Source organism: Qipengyuania intermedia (genome assembly GCF_019711615.1).
In the GTDB taxonomy this organism is placed as follows: domain Bacteria; phylum Pseudomonadota; class Alphaproteobacteria; order Sphingomonadales; family Sphingomonadaceae; genus Qipengyuania; species Qipengyuania intermedia.
Genome location: NZ_JAIGNS010000002.1, coordinates 186,619 through 206,276, shown reverse-complemented (window position 1 = coordinate 206,276; position 19,658 = coordinate 186,619). Strand labels below are relative to the sequence as shown.

General features: G+C 64.4%; 18 protein-coding genes. 9 read left to right on the top strand and 9 right to left on the bottom strand.

Annotated features, from left to right (window positions below; all coding sequences use genetic code 11):
• Together aguB and K3179_RS07320 are read right to left on the bottom strand one after the other, a co-directional pair.
• Nucleotides 1-876, bottom strand: coding sequence for an N-carbamoylputrescine amidase (gene aguB, locus K3179_RS07325; RefSeq protein ID WP_221563555.1), 876 nt, complete (start codon nt 874-876; stop codon nt 1-3).
• Nucleotides 877-884: 8 nt separating this feature from the next.
• Nucleotides 885-1,790 (bottom strand): class I SAM-dependent methyltransferase, encoded by a 906-nt coding sequence (locus tag K3179_RS07320; RefSeq protein WP_247712907.1) that lies wholly within the window; start codon nt 1,788-1,790, stop codon nt 885-887.
• A 101-nt stretch (nt 1,791-1,891) separates the two neighbouring features.
• Between K3179_RS07320 and msrA the strand changes: the two genes are divergently transcribed.
• Complete coding sequence (gene msrA, locus K3179_RS07315) at nt 1,892-2,431, top strand: peptide-methionine (S)-S-oxide reductase MsrA (RefSeq protein WP_221563553.1); 540 nt, start codon at nt 1,892-1,894, stop codon at nt 2,429-2,431.
• Between the two features lie 263 nt (nt 2,432-2,694).
• Nucleotides 2,695-3,138, top strand: a complete 444-nt coding sequence (locus K3179_RS07310) for a DUF7832 domain-containing protein (RefSeq protein ID WP_221563551.1) — start codon at nt 2,695-2,697, stop codon at nt 3,136-3,138.
• Nucleotides 3,139-3,185: 47 nt separating this feature from the next.
• On the opposite strand, the gene K3179_RS07305 is transcribed toward K3179_RS07310, so the two are convergent.
• Nucleotides 3,186-4,433: an RsmB/NOP family class I SAM-dependent RNA methyltransferase gene (locus K3179_RS07305; RefSeq protein WP_221563549.1), complete on the bottom strand. Its 1,248-nt coding sequence runs from the start codon at nt 4,431-4,433 to the stop codon at nt 3,186-3,188.
• Nucleotides 4,434-4,489: 56 nt separating this feature from the next.
• On the opposite strand from K3179_RS07305, the gene K3179_RS07300 reads away from it, so the two are divergent.
• Both K3179_RS07300 and K3179_RS07295 read left to right on the top strand, forming a co-directional pair.
• A complete protein-coding gene (locus tag K3179_RS07300; RefSeq protein ID WP_221563547.1) occupies nt 4,490-4,648 on the top strand; it encodes a DUF1674 domain-containing protein in 159 nt (52 codons plus the stop codon).
• Nucleotides 4,648-4,920, top strand: coding sequence for a hypothetical protein (locus K3179_RS07295; RefSeq protein ID WP_221563545.1), 273 nt, complete (start codon nt 4,648-4,650; stop codon nt 4,918-4,920). The genes K3179_RS07300 and K3179_RS07295 overlap by 1 nt, the downstream gene beginning before the upstream one ends.
• Here the strand turns inward: K3179_RS07295 and K3179_RS07290 are convergent.
• From K3179_RS07290 to K3179_RS07275, 4 genes are read right to left on the bottom strand one after another with little or no spacing between them, the layout of a single operon-like run.
• A complete protein-coding gene (locus K3179_RS07290; RefSeq protein ID WP_221563543.1) occupies nt 4,895-6,295 on the bottom strand; it encodes a cytochrome P450 in 1,401 nt (466 codons plus the stop codon). The genes K3179_RS07295 and K3179_RS07290 overlap by 26 nt on opposite strands.
• Before the next feature lie 48 nt (nt 6,296-6,343).
• Nucleotides 6,344-7,366, bottom strand: a complete 1,023-nt coding sequence (gene hemH, locus K3179_RS07285) for a ferrochelatase (RefSeq protein ID WP_221563532.1) — start codon at nt 7,364-7,366, stop codon at nt 6,344-6,346.
• A gap of 10 nt (nt 7,367-7,376) precedes the next feature.
• Complete coding sequence (locus tag K3179_RS07280) at nt 7,377-9,701, bottom strand: xanthine dehydrogenase family protein molybdopterin-binding subunit (RefSeq protein WP_221563530.1); 2,325 nt, start codon at nt 9,699-9,701, stop codon at nt 7,377-7,379.
• Nucleotides 9,680-10,447 (bottom strand): Mrp/NBP35 family ATP-binding protein, encoded by a 768-nt coding sequence (locus K3179_RS07275; protein ID WP_247712972.1) that lies wholly within the window; start codon nt 10,445-10,447, stop codon nt 9,680-9,682. The genes K3179_RS07280 and K3179_RS07275 overlap by 22 nt, the downstream gene beginning before the upstream one ends.
• A 312-nt stretch (nt 10,448-10,759) precedes the next feature.
• Between K3179_RS07275 and hflK the strand changes: the two genes are divergently transcribed.
• From hflK to K3179_RS07260, 3 genes are all read left to right on the top strand, one after another.
• A complete protein-coding gene (hflK, locus tag K3179_RS07270) occupies nt 10,760-11,869 on the top strand; it encodes a protease modulator HflK (protein ID WP_247712906.1) in 1,110 nt (369 codons plus the stop codon).
• 13 nt (nt 11,870-11,882) lie between these two features.
• On the top strand, nt 11,883-12,716 hold the full coding sequence (hflC, locus tag K3179_RS07265) for a protease modulator HflC (protein ID WP_221565436.1): 834 nt from the start codon (nt 11,883-11,885) through the stop codon (nt 12,714-12,716).
• Between the two features lie 132 nt (nt 12,717-12,848).
• Nucleotides 12,849-14,399, top strand: coding sequence for a Do family serine endopeptidase (locus K3179_RS07260; protein WP_221565433.1), 1,551 nt, complete (start codon nt 12,849-12,851; stop codon nt 14,397-14,399).
• A 78-nt stretch (nt 14,400-14,477) separates the two neighbouring features.
• Here K3179_RS07260 and K3179_RS07255 read toward each other — a convergent pair whose 3' ends face one another.
• Nucleotides 14,478-16,682: a transglycosylase domain-containing protein gene (locus tag K3179_RS07255; RefSeq protein WP_221563525.1), complete on the bottom strand. Its 2,205-nt coding sequence runs from the start codon at nt 16,680-16,682 to the stop codon at nt 14,478-14,480.
• A 106-nt stretch (nt 16,683-16,788) separates the two neighbouring features.
• Complete coding sequence (gene msrB / locus K3179_RS07250; RefSeq protein WP_221563523.1) at nt 16,789-17,196, bottom strand: peptide-methionine (R)-S-oxide reductase MsrB; 408 nt, start codon at nt 17,194-17,196, stop codon at nt 16,789-16,791.
• Between the two features lie 223 nt (nt 17,197-17,419).
• On the opposite strand from msrB, the gene rpsT reads away from it, so the two are divergent.
• A complete protein-coding gene (gene rpsT / locus K3179_RS07245; protein WP_221563521.1) occupies nt 17,420-17,680 on the top strand; it encodes a 30S ribosomal protein S20 in 261 nt (86 codons plus the stop codon).
• A 456-nt stretch (nt 17,681-18,136) separates the two neighbouring features.
• Nucleotides 18,137-19,594, top strand: coding sequence for a chromosomal replication initiator protein DnaA (gene dnaA / locus K3179_RS07240; RefSeq protein WP_221563518.1), 1,458 nt, complete (start codon nt 18,137-18,139; stop codon nt 19,592-19,594).
• Nucleotides 19,595-19,658: the final 64 nt, after the last annotated feature.

Below are 19,658 nucleotides of genomic sequence, written 5' to 3'. Positions count from 1 at the left end.
TCAGATGTCCTCGCAAATCCGTGAATAGAGCTGCGGCCTGCGATCGCGGAAAAAGCCCATTCCCGCACGATGCGTCGCGGCGCGGTCGAGGTCGAGCGTCGCTACCAGCACCCCGTCCTCGTCGCGCCCGTATTGCTCCAGCAGGTCGCCCCACTCGTCGCTGATAAAGCTGTGGCCGTAGAAGCTTTGCTGGCGATCAACCGGCCCTTCGTGGCCGATCCGGTTCGCCGCGGCGACGGGCATGCAGTTCGACACGGCATGGCCGATCATGGCCCGCCGCCACATGCGGCTGGTGTCGAGATCGGCATCGTATGGCTCGGAGCCGATCGCCGTGGGATAGAGCAGGACTTCGGCACCCTTGAGCGCCATGACGCGGGCGCATTCGGGATACCACTGGTCCCAGCAGATACCGACGCCGATCCGGGCAGTTCCGCCGCTGCAGGGCACGTTCCAAACCTTGAACCCGTCGTTCCCGGGCCGGAAATAGTACTTTTCTTCGTACCCCGGGCCATCGGGGATGTGGCTCTTTCGATATGTCCCCATGATGGTGCCATCGGTGCCGATCATTGCCAGCGTGTTGTAATAGTGGTGCCCGTCGCGCTCGAAATAGCTGGTCGGGATCGCCACCTGCAGCTTCGCCGCCAGCTCCTGCATGGCGAGGACCGAGGGATGCTCCGCCGTCGGGCGCGCGCGGGCGAACAGCGCTTCGTCCTCTTCGCGGCAGAAGTACTCGCCGGCAAACAGCTCGGGCGGCAGGATCACCTGCGCGCCCTTGCCTGCCGCCTCCTCCACGAGCGCGGCCACGGCGGCCACGTTCTCGCTCTCGTCCTTGCGGGCAAGGGCAAGCTGGAGGACGGCGACGGTCAGCTGGCGCATGGCGGGTCTCAGGGGCGCTTCTTGAACAGGAGCGTCATGCGGTCGCTCTCGCCCTTATCGGCGAGATCGGCGCGCTTGGTGCTCTGGACCGGGGGCATTTCCCACACGCCGCCTTCATGGTCGGCACTATCCAAGGGGTTGGCGTTGATCTCGCTCGAAGCGACGAGGTCGAAGCCGTTGAGGCGCATGAAATCCACGACGTCCTGCTGGCGCAGGTACCCCTTGGTGCCATTGGCATAGGACCACGGCGCATCGGCTTTCGCGCGGTGCTGGACCACGCCGAGATAGCCGTCGTCCTTGAGCAATTCGCGCATGGCGCGGATCTCGGTATCGGCAATGCCGGCGCGGGTGATGCCGTGGAGGCTGCGGATGACTAGTATCCGGTCGAACGTGCCCTTCTGGTCATCCGGGATCGTCTCCAGCGTCATGCCGGAGAAGTTGTTTGCGGATAGCCCGGTATAGCCCGCCACTTCCTCGCCGAAGCCGGCAGCTGCGGCACGAATGCGGTCTTGGCGTTCCGGGTCGCTGGTGGCGTTGAGCGGGTTTGCATAGATACCGACCAGTTCGCCCTCGCCGCCGAGATAGTGGCCGAGCAGGCGCGAATACCATCCGCCGCCGGGGGCGTATTCGCCCACCTTCATGTGCGGGCCGACGTGGAAGAAGGCGAGCGTTTCGGCCGGATGGCGGAATTGGTCGCGCTGGCTGTCCTCGGCGCGGGTGGGATGCTGGATGGCACCCGACAGGGCCTCGCCGTGGTGCTTCATGAAGGTGGCGGTGTCTTTCACATGCTCGGCCATATCGTGACCGGCGTGATGACCCTTGTGCTCTCCCTTGCCGTGACCGTCGGCAATGGCAGGCGCTGCAATCGCCAGGGTGGTTGCGGCGGCAGCGGCGGCAAGCAGTGTACGCATCATGTCTCTCCTAGAAACTGTCCCGCGCCTCCTGCCTGCACACGCACAGGATGACAAGCGGGGAGAGGCTTCCTATCTCGCAGTCCAACAAGGAGAATGACTATATGGCGCAGCAACAGGCGATTGTCGCAGGCGGATGCTTCTGGTGCACCGAAGCGGTGATGAAGGACGTGATCGGCGTGAGCGAGGTCGAGAGCGGATACATCGGCGGCGACAAGCCGAACCCCACCTACAAGGAGGTCTGCACCGGCACGACCGGCCATGCCGAAGGCGTGCGCGTCACCTTCGACGACGAACAGCTTGCGCTGGGCGATCTCTACGACGTCTTCCTCGGCACGCACGACCCGACCCAGCTCAACCGCCAGGGCGGCGACATCGGCACCCAGTACCGCAGCGCCATCTTCCCCTTGGACGACGAGCAGCGCGCAGAGGCCGAAGCGGCGATCCAGCGCTGGAACGACGACCACGCCGGGCAGAGCGCGGTGACCACGATCGAGACCGGCGAATGGTACCCGGCAGAAGACTACCACCAGGAGTACTGGGATGGCGAAGGCCAGCGCAATCCCTACTGCCTCGCGGTCATCCCGCCCAAGCTGATGAAGCTGAGGAAGAGCTTCCAGAAGTACCTCAAGCCCGAAGCCTGAGCCCCCCATTCCCGTTGTAGGACGCAGGTAGGATTGCCCCCTGCCTGCCCTACAGAGTGGAACGGGTGGAACACGGTCCTGGGGGAGAAATTGCCGACCACGCGCAAGCGTGGAGTGCCCCTCACGGGAGATGTCTCTCTCGAATTGGACGTCCGGGCTTTGCATGCCTTGAAGGCTGCCACGAAGGACTAAACGTAGGAAAGGTGCGAGTGTCGGCTAACGACCCGGTTGCGGACTTTGAGGGCTGCTGCGAATGTTCGCATATGAAGTATGATGATGCGTCATGGCACTACGGCGGTGACTTCCCGACCGGGTTGCCCCCCGAATCTGGTTCCACACACATCGCAATGTTCGTTGCGTGGGCCGTCCTCAACGGTTTGGCAGGTGATTATCACACCGAAGATACTGCCGAAGACCTTGCGCTCCTCAAGTCGCGCGAGGTTACTCCAACCCAATGGTTCATCCGTGTATGCGACGAGAAGTTTACCAATGAAGATCTGAGTGACGAGGGTAACTCGTTCGCGACGAGTTATTATGGTAGCGGAGAGGGCTTGCACAGTAGCGCTGGTTCGTACCTTGATGATTATTGCGAGGCGTTCCCAAACGCTGTGTCACTCTACGACGTGGACGATAGCTGGGCCTCGTTCGAAGCGCTTTCCCCAAGACTCCTCGGCCGCTTAGAGGCTTGGCGCGCACGCCGACGCTGAGGTCCGTCCGCTTTCCACCCATTCTCAGACATCGAGCTAACTAGCTGCTAGCCCGCCCGCCAGCGCGCCATGAAAAAGCCGTCGAGGCCGCCATGGTCGGGCAGCATTCCGGGATCGGTGCGCAGCCAGCCTGCGGGAGTGGGTGACAGGCCCTCCGGCAGTTCGGCCTGCGTGATCGGCAGTGGCTGCAGCCCCACGCGTTCGGCCTGCGCTTCGCCTTCCTCATCTTCCAGCGAGCAGACAGCGTAGACCAGCGTGCCGCCGGGCTTCAGCCAGCCCTGGGCGCGCTCCAGTAGTGCGGACTGGAGCTCGGCCATTTCCTCGATCTGGCGCTGGCCGATGCGGTGGAGCACGTCGGGGTGGCGGCGGCAGGTGCCGGTTGCGGTGCAGGGCGCATCGAGCAGGATCGCGTCTAACAGGTGCTTCGGCTCCCACGCCAGGGCGTCGGCGCGCACGGTTCCGGCCTTCAAGCCAGTGCGTTTCAGGTTCTGTTTCAACAGGTCGAGGCGCCGCTTGGAAATATCGAGCGCGGTGACCTTCCAGCCCTGCGCTGCCAGCTGCAGGGTCTTGCCGCCCGGCGCCGCGCACAGGTCGAGCACGTGGCGTCCCTCGCCTTCGCCCAGCAGGCGCGCAGGAAGGGAAGCTGCAAGGTCCTGCACCCACCACGCGCCGCCGCCGTCTTTCGTGCCGAAGCCTGCCAGCTTCTCGACATTCTCGCCGCGCGGAAGGCGCAAGTGGCCCGTCATCAGGCTGTCGGCGGCAAGCTTCGCCTTGAAGATCTCGGTCTCGTCCGCATCCTTCAGCGTCAGGTCGAGCGGGGGCGGTTCGGCGAGGCCGCTGGCGATCGGCCCGGCCCGCTCTCCCCATCGCTCCGCCACATCGGCCGGCAGCGTCGGCGCTTCGGGCAGTGCCAATTCCTGTTTGGTCAACGTCGAGAATACACCGTGAGCAAGCCGGCGCGGGCCGCCAGCCAGCAGCGGGAGTCCCGTCGCCAGCACCGCATGCGGCGGCGTCTCAAGCCGCAGCCACTGGGCCAGCATCATGCGCAGCACCATGCGCGCCTTGGCATCGCTGGGCAGGTTACTCTTCGTCGCGCTGTCGATCGCCGCGTCGAGATCGACCATCCAGCGCAGCACTTCGCTCGCGATGGCGCGCGCAAGCGCCTTGTCCTCGAACTTGCGCACGTCTTTCGTGGCCGCGCCGAAGGCGGTGTCGAGCGTCTCGCCGCGGCGCATGATTGCATCGAGCAGGCGAAGCGCGGCCTTGCGCGCGTGAATTCCGGGGGGCTGTGCCATGGGCGATGCGCCTACCCGCTCTTGAAACCGTGCGCCAGCCTGCGCATTTCATAGGCATGACCAAACGCGCGACCAAGCGGCCCGAGAAATTCGAGAAGCCCGAACACTGGAGCAGCGAACCGCCGCCCAAGCCCGAGAAAGGCAAGGTCGACGAGGACCTCAGTCCCACGCGCTATGGCGACTGGGTCAAGGACGGCATCGCGATAGATTTTTAGTGGTCCGACCCGATCCGCTTGAATCGCAAGAAGCGCCGCAGGACCTTCGCTACATCCTCGCCAGCTTAAGCGGCGGCGCGGCACTTCTGACCGGTCTGGCGATCAGCTGGAATGTCATCCAGGGTGGCACCTTCACTGGCAACGTCGGCAGCGAGATGTCCTTTTCCGAACGGCTCGCAACCGGGATATTCATCGCCCTTCTCGGTGCAGGCCTGCTTAATTACGCGGTGCGTGGAATGCGCCGGATCAAATCGCCTTCAGACGAATCTTGAGCCCGTCCTTGGGCTTGGGGATCGGCCAGGCCTGCCAGTCGGGATCGCCGCCAGCCAGTTCGATACGGTAGCGCGGCAGCATCTGCGCCATCAGCACCTTCACCTGCATATAGGCAAAGTGCAGGCCCAGGCACATGTGCGCACCACCGCCGAAGGGAATCCATGCGTATTTGTGACGCGCCTTCACCGCTTCGGGCGTGAAGTGCATGGGATTGAATTCGTGCGGCGTTTCCCAATGCTCTTCCTCGTGGTGGACGAAGTGCGCATTGATCCCGACATGCGCGCCCGCCGGGATACGGTACCCGCCATATTCGAACGAGCGTAGTGCGCGGCGCGGGGTAGAGGGCACCGGCGGCACCATGCGCAGCGCTTCCTTGAACGCCATTTCGGTGAGTTCGAGCTTGCCGAGATCCTCGTAGGCAAGATCGCGCGGCTTGCCCGAAGCGTCGAGCCCGCCGGTCACACTTTCGATCTCCTGCCGCAGCTTTTCCTGCCATTCGGGGTTCTTCGCCAGCAACCAGACGAGCGAGGTCGCGCTGGAGGTGATCGTGTCGTGCGCGGCCATCATGAGGAAGTTCATGTGGTCTACCACCTCATCGACCGGCATGAGCGAGCCGTCGTCATATTCCGCCGTGGCGAACTGGCTGAACATGTCCTGCCCGCCCCCTTCCGCGCGGCGGCGATGGGTTTCCTTCGTGAAATAGTCGACCAGGAATTCGCGGCCCTTCACGCCCTTGCGCATCAGGGTGAACGGCAGCGGTTTGCGCACCGGCGCGACGCTGGCCTGGACCATGTAGACGAAGGCCTCGTTGATGCGGTCCGCTTCCGGGCCCCACGGGATGCCGATGAAGCTGTCTGCAGCGAGGTCGAGGGTCAGTTCCTTGATCGCCGGATAGAACTGCAGGTTGCCTGCGCCCCATTCATCCATTCGCTGCGCGATGCCGCGGTTGAGGCTGCCGGAATAGTGGCGCATCGGACCGGGCTTGAAGGCGATGGAAAGCGCCCGGCGGTCGACGCGGTGATGGTCGAAATCCATCAGCATCAGCCCGCGCGGAAACAGCTGGTCGAGGATCGGTCCCCAGCCCTGTTCGCTGCTGAACAGCTTCTGGCGATCGAACAGCACCAGCTCGTTTGCATCCGCTCCGATCAGCGCGATATTCCAGCCGCCGAACGCCTTGTTCTTGTAGACTCGGCCGTACTTCTCGACCGCGCGGCGCGTGAAACCGTGCGGATCGGCCAGCATCTTGAAAGTGTTGCCGACGACCGGCCAGCCGCCCTCGCCCGGGATATGCGCCAGTTCGTCGGACGAAGGATTGCCTTCGGTCCAGTGAGTGGGTGCGATTTCAGCCGGTTGGTGCGGTGCGAGGGTGGCCATAATTAGGTTGCTCCTGACTACTTACCTCCTTGTAAGTAATCGCGCAGCCTAAATCCAGCCCGACAATTCCCTGCGTAAGATATGTTCGAGCATGTCGAGCCCGGCATCCGACGCATTGAGGCAGGAAAGGGCGGCGAATTGCTCGCCTCCCGCCCCGGTAAACTGCTCCTTGCCCTGGATTGCGAGCTCTTCCAGCGTCTCGAGGCAGTCGGCCGAAAAGCCCGGCGCCGCAATGGCGAGCCGCTTGGTCCCGGCCTGTGCTTCTTCTTCCAGAACAGCATCCGTCGCAGGCTCCAGCCACTTGGCAGGGCCGAAACGCGACTGGAACGTCGTGCGGAAACGAAGGCCCGTCCCGGCGAGCTTTTCCTGCAAGAGACGCGAGGTCTTGTGGCAATGGCAGTGATAGGGGTCGCCCAGTTCCAGCGTGCGCTGCGGCATGCCGTGAAAGCTGAGCAGGAGAACCTCGGGCTCGAAATCGAGCGCATCCAGCTGGCGGGTCAGATCCACTGCGAGCGCATCGATATAGGCCGGATCGTCGTGATAGGGCGGCAGGGTCCGCAAGCTCGCCTGCCAACGCATTTCCCGCAGCTTGTCCGCAGCCTTGTCCACAACCGTCGCCGTCGTTGCGCCGCTATATTGCGGATAGAGTGGGGCCAGGAGGATGCGTTCACAGCCCTGGTCCATCAGCGCCTGCATCCGCTCGGGGATCGACGGCGTGCCGTAGCGCATGGCCCAGTCGACGATCACGCCATCGCCCAGCCGCGCCTGCATCGCTTCGGCCTGCTTGCGGGTGATTACCGCGAGCGGTGAGCCTTCTTCGGTCCAAACCTGCGAATAGGCATGCGCGCTCTTCTTGGGGCGCGTGTTGAGGATGATGCCGCGCAGGATCGGCTGCCAGGCGATCGCCGGGATTTCCACCACGCGGCGGTCCGACAGAAATTCGGCAAGGTAGCGCTTCACCGGCCCCTTTTCCGGCGCATCGGGGGTGCCGAGGTTCACCACCAGCACGCCGATCTTGCCCGATTTCACGGGGAGATGATCATGGGGAAGCTTCTGATCCTGCCAGGTCAAAACGAACCTCTCACAAACCTTCTGACAACAACGGGAGGCGCCGCATCCTGAGACCGGTCGCCGCAAAAAGGGCGTTGGCGATGGCGGGCGCCGCCACGGCTACACCAAGTTCTCCCGGATCGAAGGGTTCCGCATCGCTCGAAATGAAATCGACCACGATGTCCGGGCAATCGGCAAGGCGCGGCAGGCCGAGCGCGCCCATGTTACGCGGCACCGGGTGGCCGTTCTCGAACCTGACCGAAGAACCGAGCGCCAAGGAAAGTCCGAAGACCAATCCACCCTCGATCTGCTGGCGGGCAATATCGAGATTGACGATCCGGCCGATGTCGACCGTGGCCGACAGTTTTGTCACCCGCGCACCGCCGGCACCCATGCCGGCCTGCGCGACGCAGGCAATATGACCTGCCGTCTGCGGATCGTTGCCCATGCGGACCATGGCAACGCCCTGCCCGCTGCCCGATCGGGCGCCGTCCCATTCGCCCAGCCTCGTCGCACGGCGCAGGCATTCCGCCATGCGCGGTGCGCCGCCCAGCAACGCCATGCGATAGAGGAAGGGATCGCGTCCGGCCTCCGCCGCCAGTTCGTCGATGAAGCATTCGGTGAAGAATGCCGTCATCGCCTCCGCCCCGCCGCGCATCCGCGTGACGGGAAGGCGAATGCTGGCCGGGACGTGATCGACCGCCACATCCGAGATGCCGTAGGGCGGCATCCCTCCGGCCACTGCCAGCGCGTCCGCCTCGCCCCTGCTTTCCGCGCGCGCCGCCTCGGGCACGAGGTTGTCGAACAGGCGGTGCCCCATCTCGCGCATGAAGGGAGGGGTTGTGATCCGTGCGCGCCATGCCAGCGGCTGGCCGTCCGCGCCTGTCCTAGCTGCCATGTCCGCCGTTGCCGGAGCGCGCGGGGGTACGGCCTGCAGGTCCTGCACCCGCGACCATGTCAGCTGGACGGGTCGGCCGATCTCCACCGCGATCTGGGCGATTTCGATGGCATGCTGTTTCTCCAGCCGCGCGTCGAAACTGCCTCCTGCGGCGACGGGATAGAGCACCACGTCTTCGGCCGAGATACCGATCGCCTTTGCCGCACCCTCGCGCGCCAGCGAGGGCACCTGCGAGGCCATCCACAATTCCAGCCGCCCGTCGACGAAGCGCGCAGTCGCGCTCGCCGTTTCGAGCGGGGCATGGACCGCAGGCGCAATCTCATAGCGGCGGACAAACGCCGCGTTGACGAGCATGGTGTCGGGATCGCCGACCTCCACGATCCGCTCTGCCAGTTCCTCGCGCTGCTCAGACGCGCGTTCGAGATCGGTGTCGAGCACGGCCTGTTCGAGCGCGCCCGGACCGGTGAAATGGGCGCGCATTCGCGAAAGCGCCTGGTCCGCGATCCACCAGCTTTCCGCGACGGCGGCCAGCCAGCGCTTCGATTTGACGACCCCAACCAGCCCGCGCATGCCGGCAGCTGCATCGGCGTCGAACCGGAAAAGTTCGGGCAGGCCGACCGGCCCGTGCCGGATAGAGGCGAAGACCATGCCGGGCAGGCGGATGTCGCCTGCGAACAAATGGCTGCCGTCGACCTTGGAAGGCAGGTCGATACGCGGGAAACTGGTCTGCGCGTCCGCTTCCCCGAATACGGGCTGTTCGAAAGCAGCCTGCGGGCGCAGCGGCGCGGGATCGGGCGGATCGAGTTCGCGGGCCTCGTCCACCAGTTCGCCGAACCGCAGCGCACCGCCGGTCGAGTGGCGTACGAAACCGTCTGCAACCTCGCATTCTTCGGGCACGACGTCCCAGCGCTCGGCAGCGGCGCGCACCAGCATGTCACGTGCGCTGGCGGCAGCGATGCGCAGGGGCATTTCGTAGGCGGCAAGACTGGTGCCGGCGACGGTCGCATTGAAGGCCTGCGCGGAAGCGAAGCGGTCGACCAGCCAGGCGTCGGGCGTATCGGCCAGCGAGGGGAAGTTCGCCCACAAAGGTGCCCAGTCCGCGGCCAGCGGCAGGTTCGGGAATAGGCCCGAAGGCATGACCGGCTCTGCCCCTACCTGGCGCCAGTCCGCGCCGAGTTCTACGGCAGCGACCTGGGCAAGTAGCGTCGTGATGCCCTGACCCATTTCGAGCTGCGGGATAGCGACCGTCACCACCCCGTCGCGCCCGATCGTAAGCCATCCGCCGAAGTCGGCCTCATTCGCGCCCGGAACCAGCGTAGTTGCGTAATCGCGCGGCCAAAGTGTCCAGGCGAGCAACAGGCCGCCCGCCGCCGCGCCGCCGACCAGCAGTTGGCGGCGGGAGACATCGGGCAGCTTTACCCGGTCCTTGGCGGAAATCAGCTTCTCGCGGAAATCCATCCGGCCAACCTGTCGGCGATTGCGTTGAATGGTGCTGCCAGCTCGGTGTCCCCGGCAGCGGGAGGATCGCCCGCGTCGCTGCCCTGCCTGATTGCAAGGTCGAGCGGTATACGCCCGAGGAACGGCAGTTCCAGCCTCTCCGCAGCAGCTTCCACGCCGCCTGCACCGAAGGGATCGGACACTTCGCCGCAATGGGGGCAGGCATATCCCGCCATGTTCTCCACCAGCCCGATGACCGGCACTCCGGCTGCCTCGAACAGCTGCCCGGCGCGCGCGGCGTCGATCAGCGCAAGATCCTGCGGTGTCGAAATCAGTACGGCGCCGGCCGGCTTGTATTTCTGGAGCATGGTCAGCTGCACATCGCCCGTGCCCGGCGGCAGGTCGATGAGGATGACCTCGCGGTCGCCCCAATGTGCGTCGATCATCTGCGACAGGGCATTGCCGACCATTGGCCCGCGCCATGCGATTGCCCGGCCTGGCTGTACGAGGTGCCCCATGGAGAGCATCGGGATGTCGAAGCGGCTTTCCACCGGCACCAGCTTGTTGTCGCGTGCTTCGGGCTTGGCATCGGCTGTCCCGAAAATCACCTGCTGCGACGGACCGTATATATCGGCATCGACCAGCCCGACCTTCATGCCGCGACGGGCCAGCGCGATGGCGAGGTTCGCCGTCAGCGTGGATTTGCCCACGCCGCCCTTCCCTGATCCGACTGCGATCAGCAGCGGTCCGCTACGTTCTGCCGTCATGACGACGCGCACTTCGTCTACATCGTCGCGCGCGGTCAGGCGCTGGGTGATGTCGCGCTCCAGCGCAGCGCGCTGTTCTTCACCCAGCCCTGCGGCATCCAGCACCAGTGTCGCGCGCCCTTCCTTCAGTGTCGCACCGCTCACGCGGTCGGCAAATTCAGGGGGCAGGTTGTCGGTTAAATCGCTCGTCGCCATGCTGGTGGCTGCTGTAGCATCGAATTACAGGCCGCAACCCCTGTTTTTCCCGCAAAGGCTACCTATAAGACATTTATGAGAATTATGGACGGGTTTGGAAAAAGGATCGGCCTCGCAATGGCTGGTGGCAAGAATCCCTGGGGATCCAAGGGCGGATCTTCCGGAGACGGTGATGGCGATGCGCCCAAGGGCGGCAAGTCGAACGGGCCGAAGAACCCGTGGCTCCCGCCAGGCAGCGGAGGCAGCGACGGCGACCGTCGCGGTCCCAATATAGAAGACATCTTCAAGAGCCGCGGCCCCGAAGGCCCGCGCCGCACCGGCGGTCCCGGCGGCCCCAATTTCCGCATGCCTCAACGCCCCGGCGGCAAGAGCTGGTTCCCGGTCGCCGTGGTGGCGATCATCGTGCTGGGCCTGCTGGCAACCAGCGTCCACCTGATCGGCCCGCAGCAGGCAGCGGTGGTGAAGACACTGGGGAATTATACCCGATCGATGGAGCCGGGCCTCAATTTCTCGGCCCCCTTCCCGATCGAGACTGTCGACGTGGAAGACGTGCAGGGCGTCCGCGTCGTGCGTGTTCCCGAAGGCAGCCAGCAGGTGAAACTGATCCTCACCGGCGACCAGAACCTGGTCGATCTCAGCTTCATCGTGCGCTGGAACATCAAGAACCTGGAAGACTACAAGTTCGAACTGGTCGATCCGGTCGAGACCGTGAACGAAGTCGCCGAAGCCGCCATGCGTGCTGCGGTTGCGGAAAAGGAACTGGACGAGACCTTCTCGGGCCAGGGCCGTGCCGCCATCGAACTGGACGTGCGTGAGCGGATGCAGCGCACGCTGGACAGCTATGAAGCGGGCGTCCGCGTACTCGGTGTCGAAATCGAAAAGGCCGACCCGCCCGCAGAAGTCGTCGACGCCTTCCGCGACGTGCAGGTCGCCGAACAGAACGCCGACGCGGCGCGCAACCAGGCGCGCGGTTACGCGCAGCAGGTGCTGGCGCAGGCAGAAGGTGAGGCGGAGGCCTTCGACAAGGTCTACGAACAGTATCGCCTCGCCCCCGAAGTGACGCGCCAGCGTCTCTATTACGAAACCATGGAGCGCGTGTTGTCGAAGACCGACAAGACCGTGGTCGAAACCGGCGGGGTGCAGACCTACCTGCCGCTGCCCGAACTGAGGCGTCGTGCCCAGCAGGCCAACCCGACCACAACTGTCACCGCGCAGGAGGGCCAGTAACATGGCCGTGAACATGCAACGCATCTGGGAAGATCATAAGGCGACCCTCGTCGTCCTCGGCCTCGTACTCGTCGGCCTCATGATGAGTGCCTATGTCGTGCCCGAAGAAGAACAGGTCGTCATCGTCCGGACCGGTGAGCCAGTCGGCGTGGTCAATACGCCCAATGGCAACACCGGCGCGGGCCTTTACTTTCGTGTACCTTTCATCGACCGCGTCGTACGCATCGAGAAGCGCCTGCTCGACCTCGAAATGAGCGACGAGGAAGTGTTGTCGAACGACCAGCAGCGCCTGCTCGTCAATGCCTATGCGCGCTTCCGCATCACCGACCCGGTGACCATGGTCGAACGCGCAGGATCGACCGACGGGGTGCGCAACGCGCTCGAGCCGATCCTCAACTCGGTCCTGCGTCAGGAACTCGGTCGCCGCACCTTCCAGTCCATGCTGACCGCAGAGCGCGGCAGTGCGCTGGAGAATGTGACCGCCAATCTTGATCGGCAGGCACGCCAGTACGGTGCCGAGGTAGTGGACGTGAAGATCACCCGGACCGACCTGCCGGACGCGCCGCTGCAGTCGGCATTCCGCCGCATGGAGTCGGACCGCGAACGTGAAGCGCGCACCATTCGTGCACAGGGTGGCCGCGATGCACGGATCATCCGCGCCGAAGCGGACGCCGAAAGCGCGCGGATCTACGCCGAAGCCTTCGGCAAGGATGCGCAGTTCTACGACTTCTACCGCGCCATGCAGAGCTATGATGCCACCTTCGCACCCGAGAACGGCGATGCGGAAAGCAGCATCATCCTGTCGCCGGACAATGAGTATCTGAGGCAGTTCCGCGGACGGCGTTGACCGTTCGTCGAACCGCCCGTGCGGCGTTCAAGGGGCATTCAGCGCCCCTTTGCACTCTCTTCTTTCCGGAACCGCAGGCGCGGGACCGCATAGAAGAGATGCGTGCCGCGCGCAGATAATATCGAAGAGGAAATGAAGGACGTGAAGCCAGTGCGATATGCCTATTCCGTAACCGCCGCCCTGCTTGCCGGAGGCGCAGCCCTTTCGCTCGCAGGCTATCCCGCAGGTGCCCAGGTCGCCCAGAACGACGACATGCGCATGTCCAACGTCGTGCCGCGTGCCGGAGCGCCCGCAAGCTTTGCCGACCTGACCGAGCAATTGCAGCCCGCCGTGGTCAACATTTCGACCCGCCAGCGGATCGAGGTGCCGACGAACAACGGCAATCCTTTCGCCGGCACTCCCTTCGAAGACCTGTTCAACCGCCGCAACGGGGGCCAGGAACGCGAACCGCAATACCGTGAAGGCCAGTCGCTGGGTTCGGGCTTCTTCATTTCGGCAGACGGTTATGTCGTCACCAACAACCACGTCGTCAGCCCCTCGGGCCGCGGCACGGTGGAAGAGATCACCGTGACCCTGCCCGATGGCAGCGAATACGAAGCCGAACTGGTCGGCACCGATGCGCAGTCGGACCTCGCCGTCCTTAAGGTAAGCCGCCGCGAAGATTTCCCCTTCGTTCGCTTCGGCGATTCCAGCCAGGCCCGCGTGGGTGACTGGGTGGTCGCCATCGGCAACCCCTTCGGCCTTGGCGGAACCGTGACGAGCGGCATCGTCTCGAGCGTGCTGCGCAACACCGGCGCGGGCGCATACGACCGCTACATCCAGACCGATGCCGCCATCAATCGCGGCAACTCGGGCGGTCCGCTGTTCGACATGCAGGGCAATGTCATCGGCATCAACAACGCCATCTATTCGCCGTCGGGCGGCAGCGTGGGGATCGGTTTCGCAATCCCGGCAGAGACCGCAGCCCCCATCGTCGCGAAGCTTCGTGAAGGCGTGGAGATCGAGCGCGGGTATCTGGGCATCCAGATCCAGCCGGTCACCGAAGACGTGGCCGCATCGCTCGGCCTGCAGCGCAATCGCGGCGAATTCGTACAGTCGGTCCAGCCCGGCCAGCCTGCCGAGGAGGCCGGACTGGAACCGGGCGATATCGTCCTGTCGGTCAACAACCGCGCAGTGACGCCCGACCAGACGCTGTCCTATCTCGTCGCGAATATCGCGCCGGGCACGACAATTCCGCTCGAAATCTTCCGCGAGGGTGAACGTCGCCGTCTCAACGTGACGGTCGGCAAGCGCCCCAGCGAAGAGGAACTTCGCCAGAGCCAGATGTTCGATCCGGACGCCGAGCCCGAAGAAGACATGGGCCCTGCCGACAGCGAGATCATCGAAGACCGCCTGGGTCTCCAGGTGCTCGAAATCACGCCGCAGATCGCCCGCCAGCTTGGTGCAGGTGCGGACACGGACGGTCTCGTCATTGCCGCCGTCAACCAGAACTCCGATGCGGCCCGCAAGGGCCTGCAGCGCGGCGATATCATCCTGAGCGCGAACTATCGTGCGGTCACCACCGTCGCCGATCTGGAAGGCGCGGTCCGCACGGCACAGGCAGAAAATCGCGAAGCCGTTCTCCTGCGCGTCCAGCGTCGCGGTCGTCCGGCCCAATATGTGGCTGTCCGCCTCAGCCGCTAAGGCCGAGGACGCAGCCACAGAAAAGGCCCTCCCGGTTCGCGCCGGGAGGGCTTTTTTCTTGCCCGACGACCTACGCCGCTACTGGCGCGGCCTGTCGCTTTGCTGGCGCGGCTGGTTCCGGCCCGTTGCCCGGTCGAGAAAGTCGTCCCCGATCGCCTGCGGAGCGCCGTCCGCACCGCGACCGGTGGCCGGTTGCTCACGCAAGGGCGGGCGCGTCGGGTCGGTGGGCTGCGGGCGCGGCTGGGGCTGCATCTGCGGTTGCTGCTGAGGCATGCCTTCGCCATCTACCGGGAAGGGTAGCTGCCCCTCCGGCCCGCCGGGTTGCCGTCCCGGCTCGATCAGATTGCCCTGCTCGTCGATGTAATAATAGTCGTCCGGATCGCCGAAGAAGTATTCGTCATCCTCCTCGATCTGCCAGTCGGGCAGCTTGAGGTCGGTGTCGAATTCCTCGACCGGGCGATCCTTCACGGCATAGCGCATATAGGCGGAGAACGCCTGAGCGGGTGCCCGGCCACCCTGCAAGCCTCCTACGCGGCGGTTGTCGTCCCGGCCCATCCAGACCCCGGTCGTGATGCCGGAGGAGAAGCCGACGAAATAGCCGTCCTTGTTGGAACTGGTCGTGCCGGTCTTGCCTGCCACGGGCCGCCCGATCTGGGCAGCACGCCCGGTACCGGTCTGGACCGCTGCCTGCAGGAGATCGGTGATCCCGGCGGCCACATGGTCGGGCACGAGCTGCGAACTGCGGGCAGGCTTGTGTTCGTAAAGCGTTTCGCCGTCCGCCGTCGTTACCTTGACGATGCCATAGGGTTCGACCGAGGCGCCCTTTGCCGAAATGGCCGCGAAAGCACGCGTCATGTCGATGAGACGCACTTCGTTCGATCCGAGCACCATGGCGGGATAGGTGTTGATCGGCGTGGTGATCCCGAAACGGCGCGCCATCGATGCAACCGAGCCAAAGCCGACTTCGTTGCCGAGTTGTGCCGCCACCGTGTTCACCGAATAGGCGAAGGCGGTACGCAAGTCTGTCTCGCCGATATTGCGGCCGTTGGAATTGCGCGGGCTCCAGTCGCCGATTTTTACCGGCGTATCCACCACCCGGTCGTCGGGCGTGTAGCCTGCCTCCAAGGCGGCAAGATAGACGAACAGCTTCCAGCTCGATCCCGGCTGGCGCAGCGCATTGGTGGCGCGGTTGTAATTGGTCTCGACATAATCGGTGCCGCCCACCAGCGCGAGGATAGCCCCGTCGCGGTCGAGGCTTACAAGCGCGCCCTGGCTGCCTTCTGGTACGTTTGCTTGAACGGCGGCAGTGGCAGCGCGCTGCATCCCGACGTCGAGCGTGGTCCAGACCTCGATCGGCTCGAAGGTTTCCGGGAGCAGCAGGTCGAGCTGCGGAAGCGCCCAGTCGGTAAAGTAGCGGACCGAGTTCTGGCCCACCTCTTCCTTCAGATTGACTGCCGAGACATCCACGCGGGCCTGGTCCGCGGTAATGCGGCCCTGTTCGCGCATGAGGCGCAGCACCACGCTCGCGCGGCCGACTGCCGCATCGACATCGGCGGTGGGCGAATAGCGGCTGGGTGCCTTGACGAGACCGGCGATGATTGCGGCCTCGGCCACCGACAATTCGCTTGCGGGGTGGCTGAAGAACTTCCGGCTCGCTGAATCGATGCCATAGGCGCCGCCGCCAAAATAGACCTTGTTGAGGTATAGCTCGAGGATCTGGTCCTTCGAAAACTTCCATTCCAGCGCCATGGCAAGGACGGCTTCGCGCAGCTTGCGGTCGACCGTGCGGTTGGAATTCAGGAAGACGTTGCGCGCCAGCTGCTGCGTTATGGTCGAGGTCGCGCCCAGCCGGTTCTGCCCGGTCGCCCAGACATAGACGGCACGGGTCAGGCCGTACGGGTCGACGCCGGGATGCGAATAGAAGCGCCGGTCCTCGACCGAAATCATCGCATCCTTCATCACCTGCGGAATTTCGTCGGACGACAGCCACTTGCCGTAGCTGGGCCCGAGCTCGACAATTTCCGTGCCGTCGCGGGCACGCACGACGATAGTCTGCGCGTTCTGGGTCGCCTTCAGCTGGTAGTAGCTCGGCAGCGATCGCGCGGCAAAGCCGACCGCGATGGCGAGGAATATCGCGCCGAGGACTGCGGCGACGGCGCCCCACAGGAACAGCCGCTTGGTCCAGCGCCAGAACCTGCTCGGCGGATTGCGGCCATCGGCCTCGGCACGTTTCGCCCGCTCTGCGCGCGTTGCCTTCTTGCGCCGGCTGCCTCGTTTATCCATCCGTCGAAAATTCCCTCATGCGGCAAGCCGTGCCTCATAGATGCCGCAATTTTGCATGGCGACCCTCAACCCCGGCTGAACGCACGGTTATCTCCGCCACCAGCGCCTAGCCTTCCGGTTCTTCCGGTTCGAAATCCAGCGCTGCGGAGTTGATGCAGTAGCGCAGGCCCGTTTCACCCGGCCCGTCGGGAAAAACGTGGCCGAGGTGGCCCTCGCAATTGGAACACACAACCTCGGTGCGGATCATGCCGTGGCTGGTATCGCGGTGCTCCTCGACGGCGGTATTGTCTGCCGGAGCGGTGAAGGCCGGCCAGCCGCAGCCGCTGTCGTATTTCTCGTCGCTTTCGAAGAGCAGCTGCCCGCACGCCGCGCAATGGTATTCGCCGTCCTGCGCGTTCTTGTCGTACTTGCCGGTAAAGGCGCGCTCGGTGCCCTTCTCCCTAAGGATATGGTATTGTTCGGGCGTGAGCTCTTCGCGCCATTCGGCGTCGGTCTTGATCAGCTTGTCGGTCACGTATTGTCCTTTCGCATACCCTTCCCATATAATGGCAACAGGAGGCGGTGCACGCGGTTCCTCGCCCAGGGACGATCGCCGCGACACGCCGGGCTGGACGATATGCTTGACGATTCGCACGCCCGCCGCTAAGTGCGCCGCTTTCCGGCGGGGCATCCGCCTCTTTCGACACGACCAAACAGATTTCCGCCGCAAGATTGATGCGGCCCGACCGAGGACAGACATGGCCAATACGCCGCAAGCCAAAAAGCGCATCCGCCGCAACGAACGCCGCGCCGAAATCAACGGTGCGCGCATGAGCCGCATCCGCAACTTCGTGAAGAAGGTCGAAACGGCCTGCGAAGCTGGCGACAAGGATGCCGCCAAGACCGCCCTCCAGGCAGCCCAGCCCGAAATGGCTCGCGGCGTTGCTCGCGGTGTCCTGCACAAGAACACGGCCTCGCGTAAGCTGAGCCGTCTTACGAAGCGCGTCGCTGCGCTCTGATTCGCGGCCCCGGCGGTGACGCCGGACACGAAATTGACAAAGGGGTCGACGCCGCAGGTGTCGGCCCCTTTGACACATCTGGGGTCCATCGGCGGATTTGCGTGAGAGCCTCTCGCAGGCCCTTCAGGCAAAAGTGAGCGTTTCCAACGATTCGCCTTCGCCGGACAGGCATATCGACGGAAAAACAGGGGTTTGAACGGCGGTCTGCGGCCTTCGGCGAGTCAACAAGTTTATTTCAGATTTTTTGCAGTTATCCCCCTTGCGACTCATCCCATCTGGGACCTATCAAATGGGTCTGCCTGGGGGGGACAGCCCAGGCCAATTACATCGACGGTCGAATTGGGGGGATGCCCGTGAATCATGCGATTCCGGGCAACGGCGGAGCCGTGCCGCCCCCGCGACGAAAACAGAATTTTCCGCCCTCGGACGGGGCCGGATACGGGGGGTTGAATTCACATGGTCAAATCGGGTGACCTCGCCAATAAGCGGAAAGCGAAAGACGATATGGAGGATCTGGAGGCAGTAAACCTGGCAGCCGACTGGGCTGACATCAGCCAGGGGCTGCGCAAGGATCTCGGTCATCAATTGCACAGCCAGTGGATCAAGCCGATCCAGGTCGGGAAGATCGATGCCGAAACCGGCACGCTCGACCTTTTCCTGCCGACGGAGTTCAGCGCCAACTGGGTGAAGGACCGGTTCGCCGACCGCCTCAGCCTGGCCTGGAAGATCGCCCGCAGCGAAGTGCGCAAGGTGAACATTTCGGTCCATCCGGGACGCCGCCAGGTCGCCGACCTGCGCCTTCACGGCGATGGCCGTCGCCCCGCCAACGACAGCGACACTTCGATGATGGCTATCGGCGCCGATACGCTCGGCGATCAGGGCTTCACCTCCAGCGTCGGCCTCGATGCCTCGCTCAGCTTTGCCGCTTTCGTTACCGGCGAGGCGAATATCCTTGCGTTCAACGCAGCTCAGCGCATGGCCGCGACCGAAAAGCCGCAGTTCAGCCCGCTCTACCTCAAGGCCGCGACCGGCCAGGGCAAGACGCACCTGCTTCACGCCATCGGTCACACCTTCCTGAAGACCCACACCCGCAGCCGCATCTTCTACTGCAGCGCGGAACGCTTCATGGTCGAATTCGTCCAGGCCCTGAAAGCCAACCGGATGATCGAATTCAAGGCGCGCCTGCGCAGCTTCGACCTGCTGCTGGTGGACGATATCCAGTTCATCATCGGCAAGGCTTCGGCTCAGGAAGAGCTGCTCTACACGATCGATGCGCTGCTCAACGAAGGCAAGCGTCTGGTCTTTGCCGCCGACCGCGCACCGCAGGCGCTCGACGGGGTGGAACCACGCCTCCTCAGCCGCCTGTCGATGGGCCTGGTGGCAGACATCCAGCCCGCCGACATCGAGCTGCGCAAGAAGATCCTCCACTCCAAGCTGAGCAAGTTCGCTCCGCTTGCCGTGCCGGAAGACGTGATCGAGTTTCTCGCCCGCACCATCACGCGCAACGTGCGCGAGCTGGTCGGCGGCCTCAACAAGCTGATCGCCTATGCCCAGCTGACTGGCCAGGAAGTTTCGCTGCAGTTGGCCGAAGAGCAACTGACCGACATCCTGTCGGCCAACCGCCGCCGGATCACTATCGACGAAATCCAGCGCACGGTCTGCCAGTTCTACCGGATCGATCGCTCGGAAATGAGCAGCAAGCGCCGTGCCCGCGCAGTGGTACGCCCGCGCCAGGTTGCCATGTACCTCTCCAAGGTGCTCACCCCGCGCAGCTATCCCGAAATCGGGCGCAAGTTCGGCGGACGCGATCACTCGACCGTGATCCATGCCGTGCGCCTGATCGAGGACCTTCGCGAACGCGACGCCGACATGGACGGCGACGTGCGCAGCCTGCTCAGACAGCTGGAAAGCTGACGGCGGACACCGCCGCAGCCCTTCGGATCGCTCCACAACCAGCACACCGCTTGTCGACACCCTG